Source organism: Nocardia yunnanensis (assembly GCF_003626895.1).
GTDB lineage: Bacteria > Actinomycetota > Actinomycetes > Mycobacteriales > Mycobacteriaceae > Nocardia > Nocardia yunnanensis.
Genome location: NZ_CP032568.1, coordinates 2,330,339 through 2,357,125, shown reverse-complemented (window position 1 = coordinate 2,357,125; position 26,787 = coordinate 2,330,339). Strand labels below are relative to the sequence as shown.

The following is a 26,787-nucleotide window of genomic DNA, read 5'->3' as shown; positions in this document are numbered from 1 at the left end:
CATGAGCACTGTCAGCCTGATCGACGTCGCCGGCTACCTGCCCGAGAACATCGTCGCCGCCGACTATTTCGCGCAGTACGCCGACCCCGACGACGTCACCTCGAACATCATGTTCAAGGCCCCGAAGTTCCGCCGCCACCTCGCCCCGGGCGAGACGCCCGCCGACATGGCCGAACGCGCCGTCGCGCCGATCCTCGAGCGCCAGGGCCGGGATGCGTTGCGCGACATCGATATTCTCATCGTGCACACCCAGCTGCCGGAGATCCCGGTGGTCGGCAACGGCGGCGAGGTGGCCGCGCGCCTGGGCATCGCGCCCGAATGGCTGGTCGATCTGCACAACGGCGGCTGCGCCTCGTTCGTCTACGGCATGAAGCTGGCCCGGCAGCTGCTGCTGTTCTCGGACGCGCGTTCCGCGCTGGTGGTCACCGTGCAGAACGCGGCGGGCCAGATCTTCACCCAGGATCAGGTGCGCGGTAAGGCCCAGGCCGCCATTCCCGGCGACGGCGCGGGCGCGGGATTGCTGGTGAAATCCGGTGTTTCGCCGATCCTCGACATCGAGACCAGGCATCTGCCGGAGTTCGCCGGGCAGATGACCGCCGTCGCCGAGCCGTCGCGCCGATACTGGGAGGCGGGTGCGGGCCAGATGCACGTCGGCTTCACCGAATCCAAGATCGCCAAGGTGCTGCAGCGCGGCAACCGGCTGGTCCCCGAGGTCGCGCAGGCGGTGTGCCGCCGCATCGGCGTCCCGTCGCAGGAGCTGGATCTGCTGGTCACCAATCAGCCCAATCGCGCCTTCCTGCGCAATTGGCGCGATGCGCTGCAGCTGCCGCCCGAACGCCATCCCGACACCTTCGACGACTGCGGAAACCTTTTCGGCGCGGGCATTCCCGTCACCCTGGACCGGGCCGTCGACGAGGGCCGGGTGCCGGCGGGCGCGCTGGTGATGCTCGCGGGCTTCGCGCACGCGGGCGACTTCGCCGGCGCCGCCGCGGTCCGCTGGGGCGGGCGCTGACAAAGGGGGGAAGCGTCGTGACCTCGCTCATCTCGGCCGGACATCGGTTGCAGCTCAACGAGATTCCCTACGGGCCGCCCGATTCGGTGCGGGACGCGCTGAGCCGGGCGCTGGCCTCGGCCAACCGCTATCCGGAGTTCTTCCCGCAGCGGCTGCCACGCCTGATCGCCGAGCGGCTCGGCTGCGCGCCCGACCGCATCGTGATGGGTGCGGGAGCGACCGGCGTAATCATGCACATCGTGCAGGAATTCGGTTCCGGCGGTGCGGAAGTCGTGATGGCCGCGCCCACCTTCGACGGTTACCCGATCCTGGTGTCGATGGCGGGCGGCCGCCCGATCGCGGTGCCGCTCACCGGTGACGGCCGCCAGGATCTGCCCGCCCTCGCCGCCGCGGTGACCGAGCGGACCCGGCTGCTGGTGGTGTGCAGCCCGCACAACCCCACCGGAACACTGGTCACGCCAACGGAATTCGAATGGCTGCTCCGCTCGGTACCGGCCTCGGTGACGGTCGTGCTGGACGAGGCGTACGTGGACTTCGTGGCCGCGGGCGACCGCATCGCAGTGTTCGATCTGCTCGACCGCTACCCGAATCTTCTGGTCCTGCGGACCTTTTCGAAGGCGTACGGGCTGGCGGCGCTGCGCGTCGGCTACGCGGTCGGCGCACCGGAGATCGTCGAGCGAATCGCGCGCTGGCAGTTACCGTTCGGGATGACCGCGCTCGCCGAGGTCGCGGTGCGCGCCTGCTACGAGGCGGAAGCCGAGATCGAGGCGCGGATCGCGGTGCTCGGCGCGCACCGCGACCGGCTCACCGCCGGGCTGCGCGAACTCGGCCTGTGCGTCCCCGACAGCTACGCCAACTTCTCCTACCTCACGCTGCCCGCCGCCGAGGCCGACCGGGTGGCAACCGCGCTGGCGGGCGCGGACATCCACGTCAAGACCTATCCCACCGGCATCCGCATCACCGTCGGCGATCGTCCGGCCACCGACGCGGTGCTGTCCGCGGTCCGCAGTACAGTGCAGTAATGCACGAACATCCGCCTTCCGCACCCGACGGGCATCGGGCCGGAGCGGACGAGGAGATCGATTACGCACTGCTGTCGCTCAATGCCCAGCTGTGCTTCGCGCTGTACTCCACGTCACGGTCCATGACCGCCGCCTACCGGCCGTTCCTGGACGGAATGAATCTCACCTACCCGCAGTACCTGGTGCTGCTGGCACTGTGGGAGCGTCCGGGGATCACCATGAAGGATCTCGGTGAACAGGTCCACCTCGATTACGGCACGCTCTCGCCGCTGGTCCAGCGACTACAGTCGCGCGGCCTGGTCGAGAGCGTGCGCAGCGCCACCGACGGCCGCGCCGTGGTCTTGCACGCCACCGAGGCCAGCCGCGAACTGCAGCACGGCGCCCAGCACATGATCCACACCGTGCTCGATCTGGTCGGCGTCCCGATCACCGACATCGAGTCGCTGCGCGATCAGGTCAAGGCCCTCGGCGCTCGTCTCGACGCCGCCGCGGCCGCCGCTCGCGCCCGCTGACTCCCGGCCGCGATCGGGTTCGCGTCGCGCCCACGGGTTCGACGGCCGCCCCCGGCGCGGTCGTCGAACCCACGGACCCGACGAGGCCGCTCCTTTCTCCGCCACACCGAAACTTTGAGACCGATCGGTGTCACAGCAGTGTATGAGACAGTGGCCTGCAACACAATATTCGCGCGTGAATCAGGCAAATTTGGCCAATGCCGCCGCCACGATCGCGTCCAGTCGCGCGTGATGGGCACCCTTCCAATAGGCCTGGCCGCAGTCGACGCACTGGGCGAAGGAGTCGTAACTGTGACCGGTGTTGTGGGGTAGCTGGGCGCGCACGGCCTCGCGTTCGGCGGCCCGCAGTACGCCGTTGCAGGCGGTGCAGCGGGTCCACGGGGCCAGGCGCGGGGCGAAGCGAGACAGGATGTCGTCCAGTTGCTCGGCCGGCTGATGGCTGTAAACGTAAGCGCCGGAATAGATCTCGCGACGGCGCAGCAGGCCGCGATCGCGGGAGAGCAGGATGCGGCGCTCGGCGGCGGAGCGGGCGGCCAATGCGGCGTCCCCGATATCCGGATTCTCGTAGGCCGCATCGATTCCCAGCAGGCGTAACCGCCGGGTCAGGGTGCCCAGGTGAATGTCGAGCAGGAAGCGCAGCGGCTCCGCGCTCGGCTGCGGGCGCGCCACGGCGGCCACCGCGATGCGCTCGCCGTCGGACGGAATGTGTCCGGCCGCAACGGATTCGCCGTTCACCGACAGGCCGCCCACCTCGGTCAGCGGCACACCCAGCGACTCCACCACATGCCCCAGCGTCGAGGCGCCGTCCACGCGGACCGGCGTGCCGTCGCGCTGCCCGACGAAGACGCGCAGCTCCGGCGCGAACTCGACGGTGATTACCCCAGCGTTCACCAGCCCAGGATCCCAGAAACGGGGCGCGGGGGAGCAACTCGATTTCGCGGGCGGCCGGCCGGGGCGCGCGGCCGAAAAGTGAAGTGGAAACCAATTTTCCCGCCGCAGTGGCCTGAAGCACAGCGGAAGGGAAAAAGAACATTCCGTTAACCAATTGTTTGCACACCTAAGGGTTGCGGCGATGGAACGTTGGTGTTTTTCTTGGTGCGCAGGTCGATTTCGACCCACCGATGGACGAAGGAGTATTTCCCATCGGGTGCCATTCTCGGCAGCGTCGCCGCCGCACCTCCCGACCTGCGACCACCAAGTCGCCCGCCCCGGCGCTCGACCTGATGAAGGTGAAAGGAAACAGGCCATGAACGCACCACGAGTGGCCCGTGCCGCTGTCCTGCTCGCGGCCCCGGCCGGCCCGGCCACGACAGCCGTGGCAGGCGCCGGAGTAGGTCAATAGCTTTCAATTCGCCGGACAGTTCGAAACCGTTTTCCGGGTGAGTGTTTCGCTCGCCGTGAATTATTTACGGAATTCTGACGGTCGCTGTCGCGGCGGAAATCGATGAGGGAGACGGTCATGGATTACACGCATCTATCCGAATTCACGGTGCGCCCAGGCGCACTCACCCTGTGGCGGGCCGAACTGGCCGCCGGGTCCGACTGGGCCACCGACGAGCGACCCTTCACCAGCGTGCACGTGCGGCACTGCCGCGAGGTCGACGCCGCCGACCCGCGTCCGGGCCGGGGCCGCTGGATCGGCACCATCTTCGAACTCGACGCGCCCTTCGACGCCGCACATTGGCGCGAGACCGTGCGGCTGTGGCACGCGCGCCACGAGGGCCTGCGCACCACACTCGCCCCGTGCACTGACGGCGCGGCCGACGCGGAGCCGCGGCGGCTGGTCTGCGCGCCCACCGCGGTCGCCGTCACCGCCGAGCCGGTGCCCGGCGTCTCGGCCTCCGAGCACATCAACCAATACCTCACCGACATACTGGAATTGCGGCTCTCACCGCTGCGCTGGCCGCACTGCCTGCTGGCCACCGTCGAGCACGCCGCTACCGGCGATTTCACCGTCCTGGTGGCCGCCGACCACTCGGTCTTGGACGCCTACTCCCAGGCCATCGTCATCCTGGAACTGCGCGCCCTCTACGCCGCCGTCACCCGCAACGAGCCGCCGCGCGAGTCGCCGACCTTCGGCAGTTCGGCCGACTTCGCGCACTGGGAGCGCACCGGCGCGGCCGCCCTGACCACCGACTGCGAACCGGTCCGCTACTGGCGGCGTTTCCTGGACGGCTCGGCGGGCATGCTGCCGCGTTTCGAGCCGGCCATCACGTCCGGCGGTGAGCGATCGCATCGGCCGCAGGCCAGCGTCTCACGAAAGCTGTTGTCGCTCACCGATCTCGAACGGATCGAGCAGGCGGTGACCGGCCGGGGTCACCGGCTCTCGGTCGCGGTGTTCACCGCCCTGGCCATCGCCTACCGCCGCACCTTCGGCTACATCTCGCTGCGCGCCATCATGCCCATCGCCACCCGGCCCGATCTGCGCTGGCTGGAATCCATGGGCTGGTTCGTGAACGTCGTCCCCATCGACATCACCCTGGCACCCGACCTGGACATCGACAGCGCCCTCGAGACCACCCGCGGCACGCTGCGCCGCTCCCGAATCGCCAACGACGCCACCTGGACCCGGGTGCTGGAACTGCTCGACTGCAACGACCATCCCCGCTTCGGCATCTCGTTCCTGGACATTCGCGTGCTGCCCGAGCACGAACTCGTCGAAGCCCTGCGCGGCCACACCCTGCGCGCCGAGTCGTATTCCGGTGACGAGGTCTTCTTCTGGATCGTCCGCGCCACCGACGGTCTGCGCCTGTCCACCCGCTTCCCGGCGTCCTTCCCGGCCGTCGAGATGGACCGCTTCCTCGCCGAATTCACCCGCGCCATGACGGAATTCGCGCACGACCCACGATCGGGCGGCGTGCCCGCGCTGCCCAGCGTCCTCGGCCCCGCGATCCCCAATGCCTCCCAGGTGCTGCGCGCCGAAGCCGACACCCCGGCCGCCGACTCAGCGCCCCTGACCCCGGCTCGGGTGTAGACCGTGCAGGCGCTGCTGGCCTTCGCGGGCAGTCGCGGTGACGCGCAGCCCGGCGTGCTGCTCGGGCGTGAGCTCGCGCGCCGCGGGCACTCGGTGACGCTGGCGGTGTCCCCGAATCTCGTGGAATTCGCGGTTCAGCAAGGTATTTCGGCAGTGCCGTTCGGGCTCGACAGCGGTGACCTGCTGCGGGCGCAGCGGGACGACGCGCGGTTCCGGGGGAGGAATCCGCTGCGGCGGGTCCAAGCGGTGCTGGATCTGCAACGGCGCGGATTCGCCGAGGCCGCCGGTGATCTGCTCGCGCTCGCGGGCAACCAGTTCGCCCTCGACGGGGACGACGCTGTCCTCGTCACCGGGATGGCGTGCGAGGAGATCGCCGCCGAAGTCGCTCGCCACCACGCCATCCCGCTCGCGGCGCTGCATTTCTTCCCGATCCGACCCACCCGCGCGGTGCCGGTGCTGCCGTCGGGTCCCGCATCACGGCTGCCCGCAGCGGTGCATCGGGCCGGCTGGCAGGCGCTGACCAAGACGCGCGCCTGGGCGCTGGCCGCCGAGATCGCGGCTTTCCGCCGCGCGGCCGGCCCGGGGGCGGATAGAACGCCGTCAGCGCCCTATACCGCCGTGCAGGCGTACGATCCGGCGCTCTTCCCGGGGATCGCGACCGAGCTGCCCGGCGAGCATTTCACCGGGTTTCCGGTCCCGCTCGAGGGTATCGGTCCCCGAAGTGCCTCGGGCACAACGCGATCCGGCGGACTCGACGCCGAGCTCGCCGAATGGCTCACCGAAGGTCCGGCCCCGGTCTACGCCGGGTTCGGGTCCATGCCCGTCGCGGATCCGGTCGCCACCGAATCCATGGCCCGCGAGGTGTGCCGCCGGCTCGGGCTGCGACTGTTGCTGGTGGGCCCCATGTTCCGGCCCCGCATCGGCCTCGACCTCGCCGTGGTCGATCAGGTCGATCACGGCGCGGTGCTGCCGTTGTGCGCGGCGGTCGTGCACCACGGGGGCGCGGGCACCACCGCCGCCGCGCTGCGCGCCGGGGTGCCGTCGGTGATCTGCTCGGTGCAAGCCGATCAGCCCTACTGGGGGCGGCAGCTCGAGGTCCTCGGCCTCGGCGCGACCGCACCGTTCGCCGGGCTCACCGCGAATCGGCTGGAGCGCTTGCTGATTCGCGCGACCGCGCCCGAGGTGGTGGCGCGCGTGGCCGATTACGGCGCGCGCTTCCGCGACGACGGCGTCGCACGCGCCGCCGACGTCATCGAATCGCTCTCCGCGGCCGGACAATCCGGGACCGGACCCGTCGCGACCAGACCATCCACAGCTCCGGACCGCGATGTCCGCGAGATGCCGACCATGATCGGAGGTGTGCGATGAGCACACAGATCGCCATCGAAACCCGGGGGCTGGGACGGAGTTTCGGCACCATGACCGCCGTGGACGCGGTCGATCTGACCGTCGAGGCGGGCACCGTGTTCGGGCTGCTCGGCCCCAACGGCGCGGGCAAGACGACGACCGTGCGCATGCTTGCGACCCTGCTGCGGCCGTCCCGCGGCACCGCAACGGTTTTCGGCCACGACGTGGTCGGACAGGCCACGGCGGTGCGGTCGATGATCGGGCTCACCGGTCAGTACGCTGCCGTCGACGAGAACCTGACCGCCTGGGAGAACCTGCGCCTGTTCGGGCGGCTGCTGGGCCTGAGCCGGCGCGCCGCCCAGGATCGGGCGGCCGAGTTGCTCGAGGAGTTCGAGCTGACCGGGGCCGCGCAACGCCGGGTGAGCTCGTTCTCCGGCGGCATGCGACGACGGCTGGACCTGGCCGCGACGCTGATCACGGTGCCGCCCTTGATCTTCCTGGACGAGCCGACCACCGGGCTGGACCCGCACACCCGCGAACGCATGTGGTCGGTGGTGCGGGGCCTGGTCGGGCGCGGCGCGACCATCCTGCTCACCACCCAGTACCTCGAGGAGGCCGATGCGCTCGCCGACCGCATCGCCGTCATCGACCACGGCACGGTGGTCGCCGAAGGCACTGCCGCGGACCTGAAGTCCTCCCTCGGCGACGAGATGCTGCGCATCGATCTCGCCGACCCGGCGCAGCGCCCGCTCGCCGACGCCGCGGTGGAACGGCTCACCGGCGTGACTCCGCTGCACGGCGACAACCCGGCCACCGTGACCGTTCCGCTCGGCGATATCGGCACCGCCGCCGACCTGATCACCGCCTGCCGCGACAGCGGAATCCGCCTGCGCGGCTTCGGCGTCGAACGCCCCGACCTCAATTCGGTGTTCCTGGCGCTCACCCAGCGCCCGGCCCGCACCGCCCGCCCCACGGAAAGGGCCAGCGCATGACCGTCGCCGCCACCCCGCTGCTCGTGCACCCCACCGCCCGCATCGCGCGCGAGCCGCGCCTGACCCACGTCGGCCTGCGCGCGGCGCTGACCCAGTCGCTGATCATGGCGCAGCGCGGCATGCTGACCTTCCGGCACAGCCCGCAACTGCTCTACGACGCCGTGTTGCTGCCCATCGTCGGGCCGCTGCTGTTCGGCAGCGTGTTCGGCAAGGCCATCGCGGGCAGCCTGGACGCGTACCTGCCGACCCTGATTCCGGGTGTGCTGGTGCAGATCGTGCTGACCTCCTCGGTCGCCATGGGCGTTCAGCTGTCGGAGGACATTCGCTCCGGCGTCTTCGATCGCTTCGTGTCCATGCCCATCGCCCGCTTCGCCCCGGTCGCCGGGGGACTGCTGGCGGGGGCGACCCGCTACGTGATCGCGGCGCTCATGGTGCTGCTGGTCGGCTTCGGCATGGGCTACCGGCCCGCGCATCCCCTCGGCCTGATCCTGGGCGCGGCCCTGGTGGTCTTCGCGACCACCGCCATGAGCTGGCTGTTCGCCTTCATCGGCGTGACCGTGGCGAAACCCGCTGCCGTGCAGGGCATGTCGATGCTGGTGCTGACCTTCGCCAGCTTCGCCTCCAATGCCCTGGTCCCGGTGGCGGCCATGCCGACCTGGCTGCGGCACGTGTCCGACTACAACCCCGTCTCGCATCTGGTGGCGGCGGTGCGCACCCTCGGCGACTCCGGGTCGGTGGGCTCCGACTTCGCCTGGTCAGTGCTCGCCGCGCTGATCGTCGCGATCGTGTTCGCGCCCTTGACCGTTCGCACCCTGCGTGCCCGCTGACACTTCCTTCCGACACCGACCGGAGACCACCGTGACCGCAGTGCTCAACCGGCTCACCGCCGACGACGACCTGTTCCTCAAACTCCACGACCTCTACGGCAACGCCCTGGTCAACCAGTTGGCCTGGCGTTTCGACGAGCCGCTGGATCCGGCTGTGCTGCAACGGTTTCACGCGCACCTCGCACACGGGTTCCTGTCGCGGCGGGTGATGACCACCGCCGTGCCGTTCGCGCGGCCGTGGTGGGTCGCGGCCGCGGAGGCGGAACCGCTGGCGTACCAGGATCGGCCGGTGCCCGAAGACGGTGTGCTGGATTGGTTCTTCGCGCAGAGCCGGGTGGAATTCGATCCGGTCAGCGGGCGGATGTGGCGGCTCTCGGCCGCACCCACCGGCTCCGGCGGCACGCTGCTGTCGCTGGTCACCTCGCATGTGAGCTCGGACGGCGGGGCCGTGCTCTATGCCGTGGGCGACGCACTGCGACGGCTGGACGCGGACGAAACCCCGGACATCGCAACCAGTTCGGGCCGCCTGGTGGGCTCGTCCTCGGTAAACGTCCCGCTGCGAACCCATCTCGCGGATGCCCTCGGCCAGTTGCGCGCCGCGGCCGCGAGCCTGCGCACCGCGTACGCGTCCCGCGACGTCACCGAACCCGAACGCAATCCGCGCCCGGCCGAGCCCCGCCGCCTGCTCGGTGACCGATACACGGCCGCGGACCTGGTGGTAGAAGTCGATGCCGCCGAATGGAATTCCGTGGCCGAAGCCCACGACGGCACCGCCAACGGCCTGCTGGTGGGCGTGGCGGTCGGCATCGCCGGCCGCAGCGGCCGGGTAGCCGACGGCGCGGCGGTCCGCGTCGACATCCCGCACTCCATGCGCGGCGTGGACGATCCGCGCGCCAATGCCACCACCGGGCTGCCGATCGCCGTGCTGTACCGCAAGGGTGAGCACACCGATCTGCGCGGCGTGCGCACGGCCATCAAACAGGCCGCCCGCGCCTACGCCGACCCGGCCACCACCCCCGCCCTGCAACACCTGCAACCCGTCCAGCAGATGCTGCCCAGGTTCGTGCTCGGCTACTTCTCCCGCACCGCCAAGGCCCCCGAATGCCTGTGCACCAATCTCGGCGAGACCGGGCAGGGCGTGGCGACCCTCGCCGGGGTGCGCGCTCGTTCGGTGCTCATGCGCCCGGTCGTCTGCACGGGCGAGACCGAACTGTTCCGCCGCCTCGAGATCGGCCTGAACCTGTCCTGGTCCAGCGATGGCGAGACCGTCACGCTGGCCATCACCGGAGCCGATCCGGACCGTTTCCCGACCCGCGCGGCGCTGCGCGAATACGTCCTCGACGAGTTCGAATCCTGGGGCCTGCGACCGCGATTCTGGTCCTGAACGATCTCTTGTTGACGGCGTGCCAGTATAGGTGTAACCATAAGGAACAGTTACATGTGTCACTTCCCGAGAGGCTCTGACAATGACGTCAGCACCCGTGCAGGCCGATTCCGCGGTCGAGATCGCCCGGCAGTACGCCGAGAAGCTCCTGCTGCTGTCGCAGGGGTCGGTCGACAAGCACTTCGATCCGTTCACCGATATCGATTGGGACAACCCCGATTTCGCGGTCACCCCGAACGATCCGCGCTGGATTCTGCCCGTCTCCGGTGACATGTTCGCCCGCCACCCGTGGTATCAGGCGCAGTCGGAGGCCCGCAAGATCGCCATCGGACTGTGGCGGCAGGCCAATATCGCCAAGGTGGGCTTGCAGTTCGAGACCCTGCTCATCGGCGGCATGGTCCAGCACACCTTCAAACTGCGCAATGGCTCGCCGGAGTTCCGCTACTGCACCCACGAGGTCATCGAGGAGTGCAACCACACGCTGATGTTCCAGGAGATGGTGAACCGCATCGGGATCGACGTGCCGGGCATGGGGCCGATCCTCGAGCAGCTCACCTATGTGGTGCCGGCGCTGGCCTCGCTGTTCCCGAATCTGTTCTTCATCGCGGTGCTCTCGGGCGAGGAGCCGATCGACCACGTGCAGAAGGCGATTCTGCGCGCCGGCGAAGAGATCCATCCGATCATGCGCGGCGTCATGGCGATTCACATCGCCGAGGAGGCGCGCCACATCTCCTTCGCGCACGAGTTCCTCGAACACCATGTGCCGCAGTCGAACCCGCTGAACAAGTTCGTGCTGTCGCTGGCGTTCCCGATCGTCATGTGGATCGGCGGCCGCGCCATCGTGATCCCGCCCCGCGCGTTCTTCCGCGAGTTCGACATCCCGCGCTCGGTGCGCAAGGACGTCTTCTTCGGCACCGACGAGGCGAAGGAGGCCTTCGCCGGCTTCTTCGGCGACGTCCGCGCCCTCGCCACCCGCATCGGCCTGATGAACCCGGTGTCCAAGCGGGTGTGGAAAGTACTCGGCATCGACGGCCCGACCACGCGGTATCGCTCGGAGCCGGATCGGCCCGGGCAGGTCCGAGCCGCGTGACCGTGGTAGACGTTACCGCGATTTACATGTAATACTCTAGGCGCCCGGACGCCGGTGTTCGGGCGCGACCAGAAGCGAGACTCCAATGACGCGACATGTCGACGTACTGATCATCGGCGCGGGGCTGTCCGGCATCGGCATGGCCTGCCACCTGACCAGGGAGAAGACCGGGCGCAGCTACCTGATTCTGGAGCGCCGGACCGCCATCGGCGGCACCTGGGACCTGTTCAAGTACCCCGGCATCCGCTCCGACTCGGACATGTACACCTTCGGCTACGGCTTCCGGCCCTGGCACGGCACCAAGGTGCTCGCCGACGGCCCGCACATCCGGGAGTACATCGAGGACACCGCGCGCGAGTACGGCGTGACCGACCACATTCGCTTCGGCCGCAAGGTCACCAAGACCTCGTGGTCCAGCGCGCAGGGCCGCTGGACGGTCGAGGTGCTCGACGAGCGCACCGGCAAGACCGAGACCTACACCAGCGACTTCCTGATCGGCGCCACCGGCTACTACGACTACGACAACGGCTATCGCCCCGCGTTCCCCGGCGAGGAGAACTTCGGCGGCCGCATCGTGCACCCGCAGCACTGGCCGGCGGACCTCGACTACCGCGGCAAGAAGGTCGTCGTGATCGGCAGCGGCGCCACGGCCATCACGCTCATCCCGGCCATGAGCAAGGACGCCGCGCACGTCACCATGCTGCAGCGTTCGCCCACCTACATCGCCGCGCTGCCCGCCGACGATCCGGTCGCGGTCGGCTTCAAGTTCGCGAAAGTCCCTGCGGCCGTGGCCTACAAGGCGGGCCGGGCGCGCAATATCGCGCTGCAGCGGGCCAGCTACCAGCTCTCGCGCACCAACCCGAAGCTGTCGGCCAAGCTCATGCTGGCCGCGGTGCGCGCGCAGGTCGGCCCGAACATCGACATGCGGCACTTCACCCCCAGCTACAACCCGTGGGATCAGCGGCTGTGCGTGGTGCCCAACGGCGACCTGTTCAAGGTGCTGCGCAAGGGTGAGGCGTCCATCGTCACCGACACCATCGAGACCTTCACCGAGAAGGGCATCCGGGTGTCCTCCGGCGCCGAGATCGAAGCCGACATCATCGTCAGCGCAACGGGTTTGAGCGTGCAGATGCTGGGCGGCGCCACCCTCGAGGTGGACGGCGAGACCCTCGCCACCCGAGACCTGGTGGCCTACAAGGGCGCACTGCTGGGCACGGTGCCCAACATGATGGTGATCCTCGGCTACACCAACGCCTCCTGGACCCTCAAGGCCGATCTGGCCGCCGAGTACTTCTGCCGCCTGCTCAACCACATGCGCGACAACGGCTACACCGAGGTCGTCGCCGTGCCCGAAGAGGGCGACCGCTCCGAGGCTTCGCTCATGGGCGGCGCGCTCACCTCCGGCTACATCCAGCGCGGTGACGGCGTGATGCCGCGTCAGGGCACCCGTGGCCCGTGGCAGGTCGTCAACAACTACTTCCGCGACCGGGCGCTGCTGCGCAAGGCGCCGCTCGAGGACGGCATCCTGCGGTTCCGCCGCGGTGTCGCCGCCGCGACCCCGGCCGGCGCGGAATCCCGCTCGGCCTGACGGCGATCAAGCCAGTACTCGGGTGGCTGGCCCTTTCGACCTGAGCCGGGCGGCCGCAGGATGGAGGGATGTCGCCTGCGCCCGCCTTCGCCGCCCTCGTCCGTGACGAGTTCGTGCCCACCACCACGTATCTCAATGCGGCCAGCTATGGCCTGCTGCCGAAATCCGTGGTGGCGGCCGTGGTCACGGCCGAGGAACAGCGCATGCGCGGGGAGTTCGACATTCCCGGCGTGGACGCCGTCATCGACGAGTGCCGCGCGGCGTTCGGGCGGCTGACGGGTTTCGCGGCCACGCAGGTGGCGGTGGGATCGCAGGTATCGCAGTTCGTCGGGCTGGTGGCGCAGAGTCTGCCGCCGGGGTCGGGCGTGCTGGTGCCCGAGCACGAATTCAATTCCGTGCTCTGGCCTTTCCTGGTGCGCACCGATCTGGACGTGCGGGTGGTGCCGCTGGCCGAACTGCCCGACGCCGTCCACCCCGGCATCGACCTGGTGGCCGCCGCGGTGGTGCAGTCGGCCGACGGTGCGGTGCTGGACATCGCCGCCACGGTCGCGGCCGCGCGGGCGCACGGCGCGCGCGTGCTGTTCGACGTGAGCCAGGCCGTCGGCTGGCTGCCGGTGCACGAAACCGGCGCGGACTGGATCGTCAGTGTCGGCTACAAGTGGCTGCTCGGCCCCAAGGGCACCGCCTTCCTCGCGGGAACGCCTGCGGCACTGGACGAGCTGACCCCGCTCGCCGCCGGCTGGTACGCCGGCTACAACCCGTGGGAGACCTGCTACGACGGCCCGCTGCGGCTGGCGCCGGACGCTCGCCGCTTCGATGTCGGCCCGGTCTGGCCCGCCTGGCACGGCCAGCGCCGCAGCCTCGACCTGCTCGAGCGGGTCGGCATCGAGACCATCCAGCGCCACGATCTCGCCCTCGCCGACCGGCTGCGCAAGGGACTGGGCCTGCCCGAGGGCGATTCGCCGGTGGTGTCGCTCGCGGTATCGGAGGCCCAGCTCGAAAGGGCCCGTGCGGCAGGGATTGTCGGCGCCATGCGCGCCGGGCGGCTGCGGCTGGCCTGCCACCTCTACAACACCGAGGACGACGTCGACCGCGCCCTCGACGCCCTGGACTAGACCGGCTGGAAGCCGCTGCCCACGCCCTTGCCCGCGTCGACGGCATTGCGGACGGTGTCGAAGGCGACGGCGATGACGGGGGAGTGGACCGGATTGCTGGTGTCGGTGCAGCTGAAACGCAGCACCCGGGTATCGCTGATGAGCGGGGCGGAGACCATGCCGACGAGTTGATCGCCGAAGGTGACCGGCGCGCCGGAATCGCCGTAGCTGGAGCAGGCCTGCTCGGTGAAGCCGACCGGACTCGACGACCACACCACCCCGCAGGCGCGCCCGCTGGTGCGGCCGTTCTGGCAGACTACGCTCCACTCCGGGGGCGCGCCCGCGAGACCGGTGATGGCGCTGCCGTTGACCGCGTGCAGCGGCGTCACCGCGGCCGGGTCGAATTCGATGACGGCGTAATCGAGTTCGGCGTCGGAGTCCTGAACCACACCGACCACCCCGGCGTCGGGGAACTGCTCGCCGCGCACCGCCGTCCCGGCCTCGGCACAGTGCCCGGCGGTGAAGCCGACCAGCCGCCCGGCGGCGTCGTAGCCGATGGTGGTGAGACTGCACTTGGTGGACTTGCCCAGGACCAGACCGGAACCGCCGCCGAGGGCGGCCACGGTGCCGCCCGAATCGGCCTGCGCGGCGTCGCCCGTTTCGGCGTGCGCGGCGGGGACAGCGGAGAATCCGCAGGCCACGGCCACTGCGGCCGGTGCGATCCACCGTGGCGACAACTGCATGAGGCAACCACCCATCCGACTCGACGTCAAAGCTATCCGGTAGCTCCGGGCACCATCGCGGTTCCGGCGCCGTCGCGGCAGTACCCGGTCGGTTGCGGTGGTAATCGGTTCAGCGCAGCCAGATCGGACGCTGTGCGGCGAAGGGATCGGACTGAACCTGCGGTGCCGCCGACCAGATCATGGTCTCGCGCCGGTCGAGAGTGTAGCGGGGCCAGCCCGTTCCCGGGTCCCCGTCGCGCACGAAGTTCACCCATGCCCGATGGATGGCGTCGGCGAGCGATTGCGGCGCGTTGTCGCCCGCCACCGCCGTCACGCCGTCCTTGCGCAGCACGTCGAAGGCGAAGGGCACATCCAGGCAGTGGAACGACATGCCTTGGAACTTGGGCGCATTCGAGGTCCAGGTGAACTCGTAGAGCCAGGTGGGCTGGTCGCGGCCCGCGCGCATCTCGGCCACCCGGAACGAGGGCATGCGAATGACGGCATCGCTCTGGGCTTGTCCGGCAAGCTGATTCGCGGTCAGGCCCGGGTAGGCGGTGCGGAAGTCCGCGGCGGCCGCCGGCGCGAAGCCGAGCGCGCCCAATGCCATCGGCAGGGTGGTGTCGGTGACCTCCGTCTGGGCGCCGGTCAGCGACGCGCCGTTGAACTCGTGCGCGGTGAAGCCGATCATCAGCGGAACATCCTGATCCGCACCGGATTTCAGGAGCTCGGCGCTCGGGGACGGAATGAGTGTGCCGTCGGCGAAGGGAGCCAGGCCCAGCAGGGCGGCGGGGGTGCTGTCGGGGCCGGGGGCGCGCAGCTTGTCCTCGAGGTCCTGCAGCTGGATCTTGCTCAGATCGCGCAGCGCGGCGGCGGTCGCGGGCAGGCCGGTGCGCCGGGTGAACTGTGCGGACAAGGCCAGCGCGGTGGCCTTGTCATTGGGCTGGGTGACCGCGCCGGACTCCGAAATGCCCGCGCGGAACAGCCCTTTGGCCGCCGGCGTGTTCATCAGCGCCCACACCGCGCCGCCGCCCGCGGACTGTCCGGCGATGGTCACCTTGGCCGGGTCGCCGCCGAAGGCCGCGATATTGTCGCGGACCCAGGTGAGGGCGGCGATCCAGTCCAGTACGGCGCGATTGTCCGGGGCGTCGTCGAGATGCAGGAAGCCCGCGAGGCCGAGCCGGTAACCGACCGAGACCAGCACCACGCCGTCGCGATTGAAGGCCGCGCCGTCGTACCAGGGGCTGGCCGGGCTGCCCGCCACGAAGCCGCCACCGTGAATCCACACCAGGACAGGCAGTTTCGCGTTCTTGTCGGGGGTCGGGGTGAAGACGTTCACGGTGAGGATGTCGTCGCCCGGAATCGAGGGCTCGGGGATCGCGGTGACCTCGGCGAGCTGCTTGATCTGCGCGGTCGGGCCGTATCGGGTGCAGTCGCGCGTCTCGGCCCACGGCGTCGGCGGCTGGGGTGCGGCGAATCGCAGCTGCCCGACGGGTGGCTGAGCGAACGGGATGCCCAGGAACGCGACGCCGGTCGCGCGGCGCGTACCGCGCACCGGTCCCGATGCCGTGGTGACGGTGTCCGTGCCGCTCTCGCCGGAGCCGGATTTCCCGCCGGCGCAGGCCGCGGTCAGCGCCAGCGCCCCCGCTCCCAGCAGTACTGCGCGCCGTCCGAACCGTTGTGCCCTCATGCCGCCCTCGGATCTTATTTAAGTCAAGGCTTGAAATATTTACTGGACACCATAGTGTCAACCTCGTGGATCCCGCGCACCCGCCCACCGACTCGGCGGCCATCCGCCGTCGCAACCTCGGCCTGGTCCTGCGCCACCTCGCCGACCACGGCCCGGTCGCGCGCACCGAGGTGGCCGCCGCGACCGGGCTCGCGCACGGCTCGGTCACCGCGCTCGTCGCCGATCTCACCGACCGCGGCCTGCTGCGCGAGGACGACGCGCTGCGCTCCGGCACCCGCGGCCGTCCCGGCCGCCCCCTCCGCTTGATCCCGTCCCGTGCCCTGGTTGCCGCCGTGCAGGTCACCTCCGAGCACCTGCGGGTCGCGGTGGCCGACCTCGCCGGCGAGATGCTGTGGCGCGACACCGTCGCGCACGCACTCGCGCCCGGCACTCCGCGAGCGATGGCGGACGCGATCGCGGGCGTGATCACCCGAATCATCGCCGCCCTACCCGAAATCGGGATCCGAGCCGACACGAGCGCCGCCGAATCAGGAGCCGATGCGCGCTCCGCCGGCGACCACGACACGCTCGCTGCGCGTTCGGTTCTCGCGCGGGTGGTGATCGCCATGGCCGGGCCGGTCGGCGACGATGCCGCGCACACCGTTCTGGTCGCACCGGATTTCGGCTGGATGGAGCCGGTGCGGCTGGGCGAGCTGGTGGCGCGGCGGCTGGTGGGCGCCGCGCCGGCGATCGACGTGGTCAATGACGCCAATGCCGCGGCGCTGGCGGAATTCCATGCGCTGAACCATGATTCGCGCGGTCTGGTGCTGATCGAGGCGGGCACCGGGATCGGCGGCGGCGTCGTGCTCGACGGGCGCATCCACACCGGCAGCCACGGGGTGGCGGGCGAGCCCGGCCACATTCCCGTCACCATCGACGGTCCGGAATGCGTGTGCGGCGCGCGCGGATGCCTGGTTCTCTACACGGGCCCCGAAGCGGTCTTCGAAGCCGCCGGATTGCAGGATCGCTTGCACCGCAGCGGGTCACAGGCCGCCAATGCGGAACTCCTGACGCTGCTGCGCCGCGGGGATGTGCGAGCGCTGGATGCGCTGGACAGAGCCGCGCGCGCCCTGAGCGTCGCCATTCTCGCCGTCACCGCCCTGCTCGACGCCGACGAGGTGGTCCTGGGTGGCCTGCTGGCCGACTGGTTCCCGTGGCTGGCGCCGACGGTCGAGGCGCGCTTGGCGGGCCGTCGCGCGCTCGCCGGCGGTCTCGGGCTCGGTGTCACCCCGGCGGCGCTCGGCGCGGACGGGATTCTGGTCGGTGCGCTCGGATTCGCCCGCCGCGCAGTGCTTTCCGATCCATCCGTGGTCCCGCCGCTGCCGGTCGGGGCCGGGACGAGGCGGTGACGGCACCCCTCCGGCCGTCACCGCCCGTGCCGCCCGTGCGAGCGGCGGTCTGGGGGTCCGGCTAGAGTGCCGACATCGAGCGGTCGCGCCCGGCTTCGTGCGCGGCCAGCCGATCCCACAGCAGCACAACGACTTCGCGCAGCGTGAGGCCGAGATCGTCGGCGAGGAGTTCGGCCAGTTCGAGCGCCTGCTCGGGATCGGCGGGCGCGGGATCGGACAGGATTTCGTCCAGCACGACGCCGTTGCGCGCTTGCTCGAAGGTGAGGAGCCGGTCGGGCAGCCAGGAAAGCTGCCAGCTGTCGGCGGAAAGTCCTGTGCGAAAGGCCCTTTCGGGCGTCCGGTCGCTGGTGACGGTCTGATGCGTCGTCTCGAGGGCCATGAGGTCGGGCACCTCCTCGAATCGTGTTGTATCACCAAGGATAGTCGAGTGCATGGATGGCAGAAAGCCAGAACAACTGCTCATGATCGGCACAAGAAAAGCGCATTCCGCTTACAGCTAAGCACTGATGAATAGAAGTATCCGAAATATCGCTGATTTCAAGCGATTCGGCCGACGCTGAGCGGCCGAAGCGGCCAATTGTGTCGCGCGGAGAGCGGTTTTACGCGCAACTCCGTGACCTTTTTGACCGTTTAGCCTGCCTTGTAAATGAATCCGCCGACTCTTGCAAGTTCTGTAATGGCGAAAATGACACATCGTGCTTAGGATGGGCAGCGCATGACACGTCTGAGCAATGCAGAACATGATGGGAGACGAGCATGTCTCGCTCGGCCTCGGACGGCGAGCCTATCGGCGTGGTGGTCAAGCGGCTCCGCCGGCAGCGCAACCTCACGCAGGAGACGCTGGCCCAACGAGTCGGCTGCTCGCGCAGCCTGATTCAGCAGATCGAGAACGGCACCCGCGTACCCCCGCGCGCACAGCGCGAGAAGCTGAGCGCCGTTCTCGGCGAACGCCTGCCCGGCGCCGGGGACGAAACCGACGCCGAAGCCGCCCTCAGCGATATGCGCATCCGCTTCGACATCCTCCTGAACCAGAACTCGGCCATAGCCACCCGCGCCCTCTCCATCGCCCAAAGCCTCGCCGCCCTCGACGACACCGACGACATCCTCGCCCCCCTCCGCGACATCGCCGACCGCCAACTCGACCGCGCCGAGGAAGTACTGACCCAAATCCCCTCCGGCAGTGTCGTTGTGCGGGAGTGGAACACGATCATCGACTGGCTCACCGTGCTGGTCCGCGCCGAGCAGCGAATCTGCGCCATCCACACCGCGGAGCTGGGCGCCATCGGCGGCGACGTCGGCGACGAGTACCACCGCGAAATCCTCGCCAAGGCCCGCTCCGGCGTGTCGGTGCAGCGCGTCTACGTGCTCGACGACGTGCTGAACATCGAGCCCTACGAGGACAGACTCTGGCATCAGGTCAAGGCCGGCGTCGAAACCATCCTGGTGAACCGCGATTTCGCGCCCAACGCGCAAGGCATCCTCATCGTCGACGACAATTACGTGCTCGCCGGCGACTACGACTTCCGCCGCAAGGAACGCGACTCCAGCCGCTTCTCCACCCTGCGCCACGACGTCCAGGCCGCCTACCGCAAGTTCAACCATTTGCGCGAACTCAAGAACTACGGCAGGGCGCTGGTCGTCAACGATCTCGTGCAGGCGACGGGCCTGGTCCGGTTCGCCCGCCTGGACGACGATTGCCGGCCGCGCTTTCGCGCGGCGCTGCGGCGCGCGTGGAACAACGAGGACCCCGACACCGAAAGCGTGCCCAGATGAGCGGAGGGGTCGCGGTGTCGCCGCTGGACCCGGTCGAGGTAGCGGATCGCTCCGATCGACGGAAGGAGCTCGCGCGCGGCTATTTCGACAGCGAGAGCCGATTCCAGGGGACGAACGGTCGCGGCTACCGCGGACTGATCGACGCGTACCACGGTGAGACCGGGCTACCCATGGACGAGAACGCGGTCCGGGCCGTCGATTCCGCATGGGCGCAGGTGCTGGCGGGTCATGCCGAGGGCGGTCACGGCACCCTCGGCGGCGGTTCGCCCTACGAGAAGAAGCAGCCGCTGATCCTGCGAAAGCTGGCGGCCGAACGGCTTTTCACCCGCATCGCGGAGCCCGGGCCCGGCCTGCGCGGTATCCGCGTCGATACCGCGGAGGTGATCGTCAGCCCCTACTCGAGCACGGTGTTGCTGGAGGAGGCGATCGCCACGCTGGCTCGCCCCGGCGGTGTACTGGTGTGCCCGGAGGGCTACTACAAGAGTGCCGCCGGGCATATCGCCAAGTACGGTCTGCGGATCGTGACCACCGAGGTCAGCGCGGACGACGACTTTCGGATCGATCCGCGGTCGCTGGCGGAGGCACTGAAATACCATGCGGCGCAGGGTGACCTGTGTGGTGTGCTGCTGACGCTGCCCGGAAATCCGGTGGTCGCCGACTACACCGTCGAGCAACTGATCGAGATCGGCCGGGTATTGGTCGCGGCCGATGTTCCGGTGATCTGCGATATGTCGTTCGACTTGTTGGTGGACGGGCACATTCCGATCGCCGCCCTCGTCGTGCCGTCCGAGAACGGACCCGTCCGGCTCTACGACCGCGTGCTGAGCATCACAGGTAATTCCAAGGCGTTCAACGCTTTCGGGCCCTGCAAGTTCGGTGCGGCGTGCACCGGCAACCAGGAATGGCTGACCGCGATCCGCAAGCGGCTGCGCGTGGCGTTCCAGCGCGAGACCACGCATCTCGTTCGCGCCACCATCGAAGGCACGTCGGACGATCGCCTCGTCCAGAATCGAAAGATACTGCGCGAACGGATGGAAGCCGCGCGGCGGTCGGTGGCTGGGATCAACGCCAGGTTCGGCAGCGACCTGCTTCGCCCCCTGGGCAGCCGGGACGGCATGTTCCTGACGCTCGAGTTCCGGGCCGACGTGATGGCGGAGGCCGGCGTGCGATCCAGCGCGGATCTGGAGGATCTGCTGCTGACGGGCGCCGGAATCGACAGCGTCGCTTTGGATCGCACCGGCTCGCGGCGAATGGGCCTGCGGCTCAATGTGATCACGCCGCGGCGGCTGGGAACCGAGTCGGGGGCCGATCCCTTCGAGGAACTGTTCGACCGCGTCGAGCGACTGCTCGAGCGAATCGACGCCGGTATGACCTATTCGGGCGCCTTGTTGGAACGCCGGATTCCCGCACGCGCCGCACATGTCAAGACGATCGGTGTGCTGCGGGAGACGGCCGCGCGGGAACGACGCGTCGCGTCCACCCCCGACGATGTGCTGGCCCTGGTCCGCAGCGGGCTGAGGGTGGTGGTGGAGCGCGCCGCCGGCCGCGAGGCGTGTTTCGAGGACGCCGACTACGAGGCGGCGGGTGCGTTGATGGTCCCCTGCCCGAAGGGTGTCTTCGCCGCGGCCGACCTGATCACGTGGGTGAAACCGCCCGCCTACGAACTGGACGCGCTGGCCCGGAACGGGCAGCTGCTGGTCGGTTTTCAGGATCCGGTGCGGCGACGTGAATCGATTCGCCGCCTGAGCGTTGCCGGCGTGGAATCGGTGGCCTTCGAGCACATGCCGCCGGAACTCACAGCGGCGCGGCTGGATCCGCTGACCGCCATGAGCAGGATCGCCGGCGAGGTGGCGTACCACGAGGCGCGCGAGCACCTGCACCGCAAGCATCCGGATCATGACGTGCGCGCGCTGGTCATCGGGTGCGGTCAGGCCGGGCTCGCCGCCATCGCGGCCGCGACGGTGTCCGCGCAGGTGCCGACGGCCGCGGTCGGCAACCGCGCCGAGCAGCTCGAGTGGGCCGAGGCGCACGGCGCGAGCGAGTTCCTTCTCGGTCCGCACCCGGACGCGATCGCCGGGTTCATTCGAGCTTTCGAGCCGAACCTGGTGGTGTGCGCGGCGCAGCGGCGCGGGCAGCCCGCACCGAAACTGCTGCATCCAGGCTGCCTGGAGGCGCTGCCGACCGGTGCGGTCGTGGTCGATCTGACCGCCAAGGCGGGCGGCAACTGTGTGGCGACGCAAGTCGACAGCATTGTGACGGTGGCCGATGCCATCACGGTGCTGCACCGCTCCAATTTCCCGTCGTTGTATCCGGATGTCGCGAGCCGCGCCTACAGCGCGGCGGCGGTCGGGGCGATCCTCGGGTACAGCGCCATGGTGTAGGTCAGCTGGAAGGCAGGGCGTCCCAGGCTCTTTCGAGCGCGGCGTGAAACAGGGCGCGGCATTCGCCCTCGTCCAGCTGGGCGAATCGGGACAGTGGTTCGGTGGCGATCAGGTCGTTGACCCGGATCGCCTTGCCCTGCCGGCTCAGTGCCTCGAGTTTGGCGAAGCGATCCGAGAAGAAGTCGACATCCGGTCGCAGCGCCGAGATCCTGGTCGCCAGCCGGCCTTCGCGGAAATTGTCGTAAACGCCTGAGACGGAGAATCTTTCGTCCACCAGCAACATGCCCTGTGCGTTGGGCGCGTGGATGCGTTTGACCACCAGATTCGTGATGCCCGCGCGGGTCAGTCGCCACAGCCGGTCGTCGTAGGGCCACAGGTCCGCGATCGAGTCGATGACCTGGATGCGGCGCATCGACAGTCTGGCCGCGCCGGTACGGGCCGCGAGGCGCATGAGCGCGCTGTGATACTCGTCGCCGACTTCACCACCGATGACCGCGAGACCGGCCGCGTGCACGGTTCGCACCGACCGCGTCGCCTGCTCCAGAATCGTGCACCAGTCGGTGACGGTGTTCCATTCCGGAATGTGGACCATGCGCGACGGCACCTGTGCCAGCACGCTTTCCGCCCGGGCCAGTTGCCGCAGGGCGATGGTGCGCAGGGAGGCGGTGTCCGCGGCGGCTCCGGCCGCATCCACCAGTTGCTGGGTGATGCGCAGGGCATGTGCCGCCGCCGCTGGGTCTTTGCCCAGCAGCACATTGAATTGCATACGAAGGCTGTCGATTCCGCTGTCGGCCTCGAGGGCGGCGGCCGATGGCCCGATGGCGGGCAGCGCGACACCGAGTACCGCACTCAGGCTTTCGCGTAGCGGTCGCTGCGGTACGCGGGTGCCGGCCTCGATCTGCTGGATCTGGCTGCGTGAGCATTTCGCCCTGTCCGCCAAAGACTGTTGAGTGAGCCCCCGCTCCTTGCGCAGTCTGCGGACGAGTTCACCGATCGGTTCCCCGACTGGATTCGTACGCGTCATCGCGGCCCCCTGCGCCGAACCGGATGCTCCCGGCGTGTCACGAAAGCGTACTTCGTGGCGGTGGCCGCGACCAGAGGTCCGACGATTCGTGGCCGAGCCGCTCGATGGTCGAACGTCGGCGCAAATGGCAAGGGACAGTGCGCGGTTCGGTGGATGCCGCGGATTCGCGATCCGACACTCGAAGCGGGACGGAAGGCAAGAAGGCGGTAAGAGAATGGCACTGTACGTAATGGCGGCCTGGTTGACGCAACGGTTCCTGCTGGGTTGCGTGACGGCGTCGACGGTGGCGGGGCGCATGCTGTTCGCGCTGGCGACCTTGCCGTCGCTGGTGTACGTGGTGGTGGCGCTCGCCGTCGGGCTGGCACTGTCGGGCCGTCCGGGGATTGCGTGTCGCTCGAGATTCGCTGATTTTCGCTGGGCTGGTGGTTCGATAGTGGAATGGACCTGGGTCAGGAGTTGAGCGGGGTGGTGGATGGGATGCTGCCCGAGTTGACGGGATTGCTTGGGCGGCTGGTGGAGATTCCTTCGATTGCGTTTCCGGGGTATCCGGAGGAGAACGTGCGGAAGGCGCACGATTTGGTTGCGGGGGAGTTGCGGAAGTCGGGGGTGGGGGAGGTTCGGGTGTTGGAGCTGCCGGAGACCTCGCCGGTGGTGTATGGGCGGATTCCGGCGCCGGAGGGGGCGCCTACGGTGCTGCTGTACGGGCATTACGATGTGCAGCCCGCCGGGGATGAAAGTCTCTGGCATACGCCGCCTTTCACGCCCACGGAGCGGGATGGGGCGATTTATGGGCGGGGGGCGGCGGACTGCAAGGCCAATGTGGTGGCTCATATCGGGGCGTTGCGGGCCTTCGGCGGGAAGCCGCCGGTGGGGGTGACGGTGGTGATCGAGGGGCAGGAGGAGTACGGATCGGTCTTCGACGACTATCCCGCGGAGCATCCCGAGTTGTTCCAGGCCGACGCACTGCTGATCTGCGACGCGGGCAATATTCGGGCGGGACAGCCGACGCTGGTGACCGCGCTGCGCGGGGTGGCCGATGTGTTCGTCGAGGTGCGCACGCTGGACGCGCCGGTGCATTCGGGCCAGTTCGGCGGGGCCGCACCGGATGCGCTGCTGGCCTTGATCTCCGCGCTGTCCACGCTGCACGACGCCGACGGGAACGTGGCGGTGGCGGGACTGCGGCGCGACAGCTGGCAGGGCGCGAACTACACCGACCAGGAGTTCGCGGAGGTGACCGGCATGGCGCCAGGTATGCCGCTGCTCGGCACCGGTCCGATCGGCGAGCGCATCTGGTACGGGCCCGCGATCACGGTCATCGGCCTGGACGCGCCGCCGACGAAAACCGCTGCCTCGGCGGTGGTTCCGTACGCGAAGGCGTATCTGAATGTCCGGGTGCACCCGCAGCAGGATCCCGCCGAGGGGCAGCGCGCGGTCATCGAGCACCTGCGCAAGGTCAAGCCCTACGGCATCGAGCTCGAGGTCACCGGCGGTGATGTCGGGGCCGGATTCGCCGCGCGCACAGACGGTCCCGCCTACACGGCCATGAGCGCGGCGATGAAACGCGCGTGGGGCGTGGACGCCGTCGACTCGGCCATGGGCGGTTCCATTCCGCTGACGAATTCGATGGCCGCGGCCAACCCGGACGCCGAGGTGCTCATGCTCGGCGTCGAGGACTCCCGCTGCAATATGCACGGTTTCAACGAACGGGTGCTGGTGAGCGAACTGCGCAATGTGACGCTGGCCGAGGCCGAGTTCTTCCGGCTGTTCGCGGAAGGAGCGCGCCGATGAGCGAGGCCACGATCGACACCGCGCCGAAACCCGGACGGCACCGCCGGAAGTGGACATTCCCCTCCACCTACACGATCCTCGCCTGCGTCACCCTCGCGGTCTGGCTGGCCGCCTTCGTGATTCCCCCCGGCGCGTACGACACCGACGCCAAGGGGCACCCGGTCGCGGGCTCGTATCACCGTCTCGCCGCCGCGCAGAGCTTCGGCACCCGGATCCGAGATCTGTTCCTGGCCCCGGTCAACGGGCTCTACGGCATTCAGGACGGCAAGTCCGGCCAGGTCGCCCCGGACGTGGACGGCTCCCTCTACGGCGCGGCCGCGGTCTTCCTGTTCGTGCTCGCGGTGGGCGCGTTCATCACCGTCGCCTTCGCCACCGGCGCGCTCGACAGCGGCATCGGGCGGCTGGCGTACACCTTGCGCAACCGCTCGTACCTGCTGATCGTCGGCATCATGGTGGTGTTCGCCATCGCCGGCACGGTCGAGGGTTTCGCCGAGGAGACACTGGGCTTCTACGCCCTGCTGGTGCCGCTGACCCTGGCGCTGGGCTACGACCGGATGACCGCCGTCGGCGCCATCATCGCGGGTGCGGGCATCGGCGTACTGTGCTCGACGGTCAACCCGTTCGCCACCGGCACCGCCTCGTCGGCGGCGGGCATCGCCATCGGCGACGGCATCGTGCTGCGGCTGGCCATGCTGGTGGTGCTGACCGCGGTGACGGTCGCCTATGTCGTCTGGTACGCCCGCCGGGTCAAGGCCGATCCCGAGAAGTCCTGGTCGGGTTGGCAACCCGGGGATCGGGACGTGAAAGCCGATGAGCACGAACCGGATCCGATGACCCGCCGGCAGGTGGCGGTGCTGTGGCTGGTGGGACTCACCTTCGCGTTCATGATCTTCTCGATCATCCCGTGGGGCACGGTGATCAACGGTCCGGACGCGAAACCCTTCGGCTGGGAACTGGATTGGTACTTCCCGGAGCTGACCGCGCTGTTCCTGGTCGGCGCGATCGTGGTCGGCCTGGTGGGCGGACTCGGCGAGGGCAAGATGTCGGAGAACGTCGGCAAGGGTTTCAGCGACTTCGTCGGCGCGGGCTTCGTCATTGTGCTGGCGCGCGGGGTCACCGTCATCATGAACAACACCCAGATCACCAGCACCGTGCTGCACGCGCTGGAGGGCGTGGTGTCGGGCACCTCGTCGGCGGTGTTCGCGGTGGCGGTGTTCCTGGTGAACGTGCCGCTGGCCTTCCTCATCCCGTCCACCTCCGGCCACGCCACCCTGGCCATGCCGATCATGGCGCCGCTCGCCGACTTCGCCCATGTGCCACGGTCTTTGGTGGTGACCGGCTGGCAGTCCGCCTCCGGCTGGGCGAATCTGGTCACCCCGACCACGGCGGTCGTCACCGGCGGCATCGCCTTGGCGAAGGTGCGCTACGACCGCTACGTGCGATTCATCGTCCCGCTGATGGCGATCCTGTTCGTGCTCATCGGCGTGTTCCTGGCGGTGGCGGCCTGGATCGGTTAGGCGCTCACCCCGGTTCGGTCAGGCGCTCGGGAACGGCATGCCGGTGTACTGGGTCCAGAACTGGTGCAGGTGGAACGCCATATCGAGGGAAGGGTCGATGAGCCAGCGTGATTGCAGGCCGTCGGACAGGGCCATGAAGGCCGTCGCCATCACCTCCGGATCCACGTTCGCCGGCACCGTGCCCGCCCGCTGCATACCGCGGATGAGTTCAGCGAAGCCCGCGGTCCCGAGTTCGTAATGGGTGCGCATGTATTCGTGCGCGGGATGGCGCGGGTCGGCGGCGGCGGCCTGCATGTGGGTGAACAGTTCGATGAGACCCGGCACCTGGGTGTTGCGGCGAATGATCTGGACCAGCAGTTCGGGCGTGGGCTCGGGCACGGCGGCCACGGTCAACTCGTCGCGTTTGCGCAGCACCGCCACGAACAGTTCTTCCTTCGAACCGAAGTAGTGCAGCAGTCCGCTCTGGCTCAGCCCGACCGCCTCGGCCAACTCGGCCACCGAGGTCGCCAGGAAGCCGCGTTCCGCGATCGTGTGCAGGGCGGCTTCGAGGATCCGCTCCCGTCGTTCGATGCCCTTTCCGTAGGGTCCGCGTTTCACCACCGGGAAAGTCTAAGCGGACTCTGAGAGTTGCTTGTCCCTCAAAACCGAGCGATGTACGGTTTTCG

At 69.1% G+C, this 26,787-nt stretch carries 23 protein-coding genes; 17 read left to right on the top strand and 6 right to left on the bottom strand.

Going from position 1 to position 26,787, the window contains the following annotated elements; all coding sequences use genetic code 11:
* Nucleotide 1: 1 nt before the first annotated feature.
* The 3 genes from D7D52_RS10805 to D7D52_RS10795 all read left to right on the top strand — a co-directional run bounded on the left by D7D52_RS10805 (nucleotide 2) and on the right by D7D52_RS10795 (nucleotide 2,546).
* A complete protein-coding gene (locus D7D52_RS10805) occupies nucleotides 2-1,012 on the top strand; it encodes a 3-oxoacyl-ACP synthase III family protein (RefSeq protein ID WP_120736191.1) in 1,011 nt (336 codons plus the stop codon).
* 17 nt (nucleotides 1,013-1,029) lie between these two features.
* On the top strand, nucleotides 1,030-2,034 hold the full coding sequence (locus D7D52_RS10800; protein WP_246023781.1) for a pyridoxal phosphate-dependent aminotransferase: 1,005 nt from the start codon (nucleotides 1,030-1,032) through the stop codon (nucleotides 2,032-2,034).
* Between the two features lie 122 nt (nucleotides 2,035-2,156).
* Nucleotides 2,157-2,546 (top strand): MarR family winged helix-turn-helix transcriptional regulator, encoded by a 390-nt coding sequence (locus D7D52_RS10795; RefSeq protein ID WP_425464671.1) that lies wholly within the window; start codon nucleotides 2,157-2,159, stop codon nucleotides 2,544-2,546.
* Between the two features lie 180 nt (nucleotides 2,547-2,726).
* Here D7D52_RS10795 and D7D52_RS10790 read toward each other — a convergent pair whose 3' ends face one another.
* Entirely contained in the window at nucleotides 2,727-3,437 is a 711-nt protein-coding gene (locus D7D52_RS10790) for a Mut7-C RNAse domain-containing protein (RefSeq protein WP_120736189.1), read from the bottom strand.
* Between the two features lie 568 nt (nucleotides 3,438-4,005).
* Between D7D52_RS10790 and D7D52_RS10785 the strand changes: the two genes are divergently transcribed.
* From D7D52_RS10785 to D7D52_RS10750, 8 genes are all read left to right on the top strand, one after another.
* Complete coding sequence (locus tag D7D52_RS10785; protein ID WP_120736188.1) at nucleotides 4,006-5,520, top strand: condensation domain-containing protein; 1,515 nt, start codon at nucleotides 4,006-4,008, stop codon at nucleotides 5,518-5,520.
* A gap of 3 nt (nucleotides 5,521-5,523) precedes the next feature.
* Nucleotides 5,524-6,888: a glycosyltransferase gene (locus D7D52_RS10780; RefSeq protein WP_187703132.1), complete on the top strand. Its 1,365-nt coding sequence runs from the start codon at nucleotides 5,524-5,526 to the stop codon at nucleotides 6,886-6,888.
* Nucleotides 6,885-7,859: an ATP-binding cassette domain-containing protein gene (locus tag D7D52_RS10775; protein ID WP_120736187.1), complete on the top strand. Its 975-nt coding sequence runs from the start codon at nucleotides 6,885-6,887 to the stop codon at nucleotides 7,857-7,859. Before D7D52_RS10780 ends, D7D52_RS10775 begins: the two co-directional genes overlap by 4 nt.
* Nucleotides 7,856-8,686, top strand: coding sequence for an ABC transporter permease (locus D7D52_RS10770; RefSeq protein ID WP_120736186.1), 831 nt, complete (start codon nucleotides 7,856-7,858; stop codon nucleotides 8,684-8,686). The genes D7D52_RS10775 and D7D52_RS10770 overlap by 4 nt, the downstream gene beginning before the upstream one ends.
* A 31-nt stretch (nucleotides 8,687-8,717) precedes the next feature.
* Nucleotides 8,718-10,070, top strand: coding sequence for an NAD(P)/FAD-dependent oxidoreductase (locus D7D52_RS10765; RefSeq protein ID WP_120736185.1), 1,353 nt, complete (start codon nucleotides 8,718-8,720; stop codon nucleotides 10,068-10,070).
* An 82-nt stretch (nucleotides 10,071-10,152) separates the two neighbouring features.
* The gene (locus D7D52_RS10760) at nucleotides 10,153-11,160 is read left to right on the top strand and encodes an AurF N-oxygenase family protein (protein ID WP_120736184.1); all 1,008 of its coding nucleotides are present in this window, start codon (nucleotides 10,153-10,155) and stop codon (nucleotides 11,158-11,160) included.
* A gap of 85 nt (nucleotides 11,161-11,245) precedes the next feature.
* Nucleotides 11,246-12,748: a flavin-containing monooxygenase gene (locus D7D52_RS10755; RefSeq protein ID WP_120736183.1), complete on the top strand. Its 1,503-nt coding sequence runs from the start codon at nucleotides 11,246-11,248 to the stop codon at nucleotides 12,746-12,748.
* Nucleotides 12,749-12,816: 68 nt separating this feature from the next.
* Nucleotides 12,817-13,863 carry an aminotransferase class V-fold PLP-dependent enzyme gene (locus D7D52_RS10750; protein ID WP_120736182.1) on the top strand — a complete coding sequence of 349 codons (1,047 nt, stop codon included), beginning with the start codon at nucleotides 12,817-12,819 and terminating at the stop codon, nucleotides 13,861-13,863.
* On the opposite strand, the gene D7D52_RS10745 is transcribed toward D7D52_RS10750, so the two are convergent.
* Together D7D52_RS10745 and D7D52_RS10740 are read right to left on the bottom strand one after the other, a co-directional pair.
* Nucleotides 13,860-14,585: a S1 family peptidase gene (locus D7D52_RS10745; RefSeq protein WP_246023779.1), complete on the bottom strand. Its 726-nt coding sequence runs from the start codon at nucleotides 14,583-14,585 to the stop codon at nucleotides 13,860-13,862. The genes D7D52_RS10750 and D7D52_RS10745 overlap by 4 nt on opposite strands.
* A 109-nt stretch (nucleotides 14,586-14,694) precedes the next feature.
* The gene (locus D7D52_RS10740) at nucleotides 14,695-16,251 is read right to left on the bottom strand and encodes a carboxylesterase/lipase family protein (protein ID WP_120736181.1); all 1,557 of its coding nucleotides are present in this window, start codon (nucleotides 16,249-16,251) and stop codon (nucleotides 14,695-14,697) included.
* 65 nt (nucleotides 16,252-16,316) lie between these two features.
* Between D7D52_RS10740 and D7D52_RS10735 the strand changes: the two genes are divergently transcribed.
* Complete coding sequence (locus D7D52_RS10735) at nucleotides 16,317-17,639, top strand: ROK family transcriptional regulator (RefSeq protein WP_120736180.1); 1,323 nt, start codon at nucleotides 16,317-16,319, stop codon at nucleotides 17,637-17,639.
* Between the two features lie 61 nt (nucleotides 17,640-17,700).
* On the opposite strand, the gene D7D52_RS10730 is transcribed toward D7D52_RS10735, so the two are convergent.
* Nucleotides 17,701-18,030 (bottom strand): hypothetical protein, encoded by a 330-nt coding sequence (locus tag D7D52_RS10730; RefSeq protein WP_246023777.1) that lies wholly within the window; start codon nucleotides 18,028-18,030, stop codon nucleotides 17,701-17,703.
* 365 nt (nucleotides 18,031-18,395) lie between these two features.
* On the opposite strand from D7D52_RS10730, the gene D7D52_RS10725 reads away from it, so the two are divergent.
* Entirely contained in the window at nucleotides 18,396-19,412 is a 1,017-nt protein-coding gene (locus tag D7D52_RS10725) for a helix-turn-helix domain-containing protein (protein WP_120736179.1), read from the top strand.
* Nucleotides 19,409-21,793 (top strand): aminotransferase class I/II-fold pyridoxal phosphate-dependent enzyme, encoded by a 2,385-nt coding sequence (locus D7D52_RS10720; protein ID WP_120736178.1) that lies wholly within the window; start codon nucleotides 19,409-19,411, stop codon nucleotides 21,791-21,793. The genes D7D52_RS10725 and D7D52_RS10720 overlap by 4 nt, the downstream gene beginning before the upstream one ends.
* A gap of 1 nt (nucleotide 21,794) precedes the next feature.
* On the opposite strand, the gene D7D52_RS10715 is transcribed toward D7D52_RS10720, so the two are convergent.
* Entirely contained in the window at nucleotides 21,795-22,817 is a 1,023-nt protein-coding gene (locus tag D7D52_RS10715; RefSeq protein WP_120736177.1) for a helix-turn-helix domain-containing protein, read from the bottom strand.
* Nucleotides 22,818-23,031: 214 nt separating this feature from the next.
* On the opposite strand from D7D52_RS10715, the gene D7D52_RS10710 reads away from it, so the two are divergent.
* Genes D7D52_RS10710 through D7D52_RS10700 form a run of 3 tightly spaced genes read left to right on the top strand, consistent with a single transcriptional unit; the run spans nucleotide 23,032 to nucleotide 26,122 of the window.
* Complete coding sequence (locus D7D52_RS10710; RefSeq protein ID WP_120736176.1) at nucleotides 23,032-23,277, top strand: hypothetical protein; 246 nt, start codon at nucleotides 23,032-23,034, stop codon at nucleotides 23,275-23,277.
* Complete coding sequence (locus D7D52_RS10705) at nucleotides 23,256-24,605, top strand: M20/M25/M40 family metallo-hydrolase (protein WP_120736175.1); 1,350 nt, start codon at nucleotides 23,256-23,258, stop codon at nucleotides 24,603-24,605. Before D7D52_RS10710 ends, D7D52_RS10705 begins: the two co-directional genes overlap by 22 nt.
* On the top strand, nucleotides 24,602-26,122 hold the full coding sequence (locus D7D52_RS10700) for a YfcC family protein (protein ID WP_120736174.1): 1,521 nt from the start codon (nucleotides 24,602-24,604) through the stop codon (nucleotides 26,120-26,122). Before D7D52_RS10705 ends, D7D52_RS10700 begins: the two co-directional genes overlap by 4 nt.
* Before the next feature lie 18 nt (nucleotides 26,123-26,140).
* Here the strand turns inward: D7D52_RS10700 and D7D52_RS10695 are convergent, their stop codons facing one another.
* A complete protein-coding gene (locus D7D52_RS10695; protein WP_120736173.1) occupies nucleotides 26,141-26,722 on the bottom strand; it encodes a TetR/AcrR family transcriptional regulator in 582 nt (193 codons plus the stop codon).
* Between the last annotated feature and the right edge of the window lie 65 nt (nucleotides 26,723-26,787).

Excerpts from the sequence above, each read along its gene's own strand:
- D7D52_RS10805 (WP_120736191.1), top strand. The coding sequence starts at position 2 with ATGAGCACTGTCAGCCTGATCGACGTCGCCGGCTACCTGCCCGAGAAC.
- D7D52_RS10795 (WP_425464671.1), top strand. The coding sequence starts at position 2,157 with ATGACCGCCGCCTACCGGCCGTTCCTGGACGGAATGAATCTCACCTAC.
- D7D52_RS10785 (WP_120736188.1), top strand. The coding sequence starts at position 4,006 with ATGGATTACACGCATCTATCCGAATTCACGGTGCGCCCAGGCGCACTC.
- D7D52_RS10775 (WP_120736187.1), top strand. The coding sequence starts at position 6,885 with ATGAGCACACAGATCGCCATCGAAACCCGGGGGCTGGGACGGAGTTTC.
- D7D52_RS10770 (WP_120736186.1), top strand. The coding sequence starts at position 7,856 with ATGACCGTCGCCGCCACCCCGCTGCTCGTGCACCCCACCGCCCGCATC.
- D7D52_RS10760 (WP_120736184.1), top strand. The coding sequence starts at position 10,153 with ATGACGTCAGCACCCGTGCAGGCCGATTCCGCGGTCGAGATCGCCCGG.
- D7D52_RS10755 (WP_120736183.1), top strand. The coding sequence starts at position 11,246 with ATGACGCGACATGTCGACGTACTGATCATCGGCGCGGGGCTGTCCGGC.
- D7D52_RS10750 (WP_120736182.1), top strand. The coding sequence starts at position 12,817 with ATGTCGCCTGCGCCCGCCTTCGCCGCCCTCGTCCGTGACGAGTTCGTG.
- D7D52_RS10745 (WP_246023779.1), bottom strand. The coding sequence starts at position 14,585 with ATGCAGTTGTCGCCACGGTGGATCGCACCGGCCGCAGTGGCCGTGGCC.
- D7D52_RS10740 (WP_120736181.1), bottom strand. The coding sequence starts at position 16,251 with ATGAGGGCACAACGGTTCGGACGGCGCGCAGTACTGCTGGGAGCGGGG.
- D7D52_RS10725 (WP_120736179.1), top strand. The coding sequence starts at position 18,396 with ATGTCTCGCTCGGCCTCGGACGGCGAGCCTATCGGCGTGGTGGTCAAG.
- D7D52_RS10720 (WP_120736178.1), top strand. The coding sequence starts at position 19,409 with ATGAGCGGAGGGGTCGCGGTGTCGCCGCTGGACCCGGTCGAGGTAGCG.
- D7D52_RS10715 (WP_120736177.1), bottom strand. The coding sequence starts at position 22,817 with ATGACGCGTACGAATCCAGTCGGGGAACCGATCGGTGAACTCGTCCGC.
- D7D52_RS10710 (WP_120736176.1), top strand. The coding sequence starts at position 23,032 with ATGGCACTGTACGTAATGGCGGCCTGGTTGACGCAACGGTTCCTGCTG.
- D7D52_RS10705 (WP_120736175.1), top strand. The coding sequence starts at position 23,256 with ATGGACCTGGGTCAGGAGTTGAGCGGGGTGGTGGATGGGATGCTGCCC.
- D7D52_RS10700 (WP_120736174.1), top strand. The coding sequence starts at position 24,602 with ATGAGCGAGGCCACGATCGACACCGCGCCGAAACCCGGACGGCACCGC.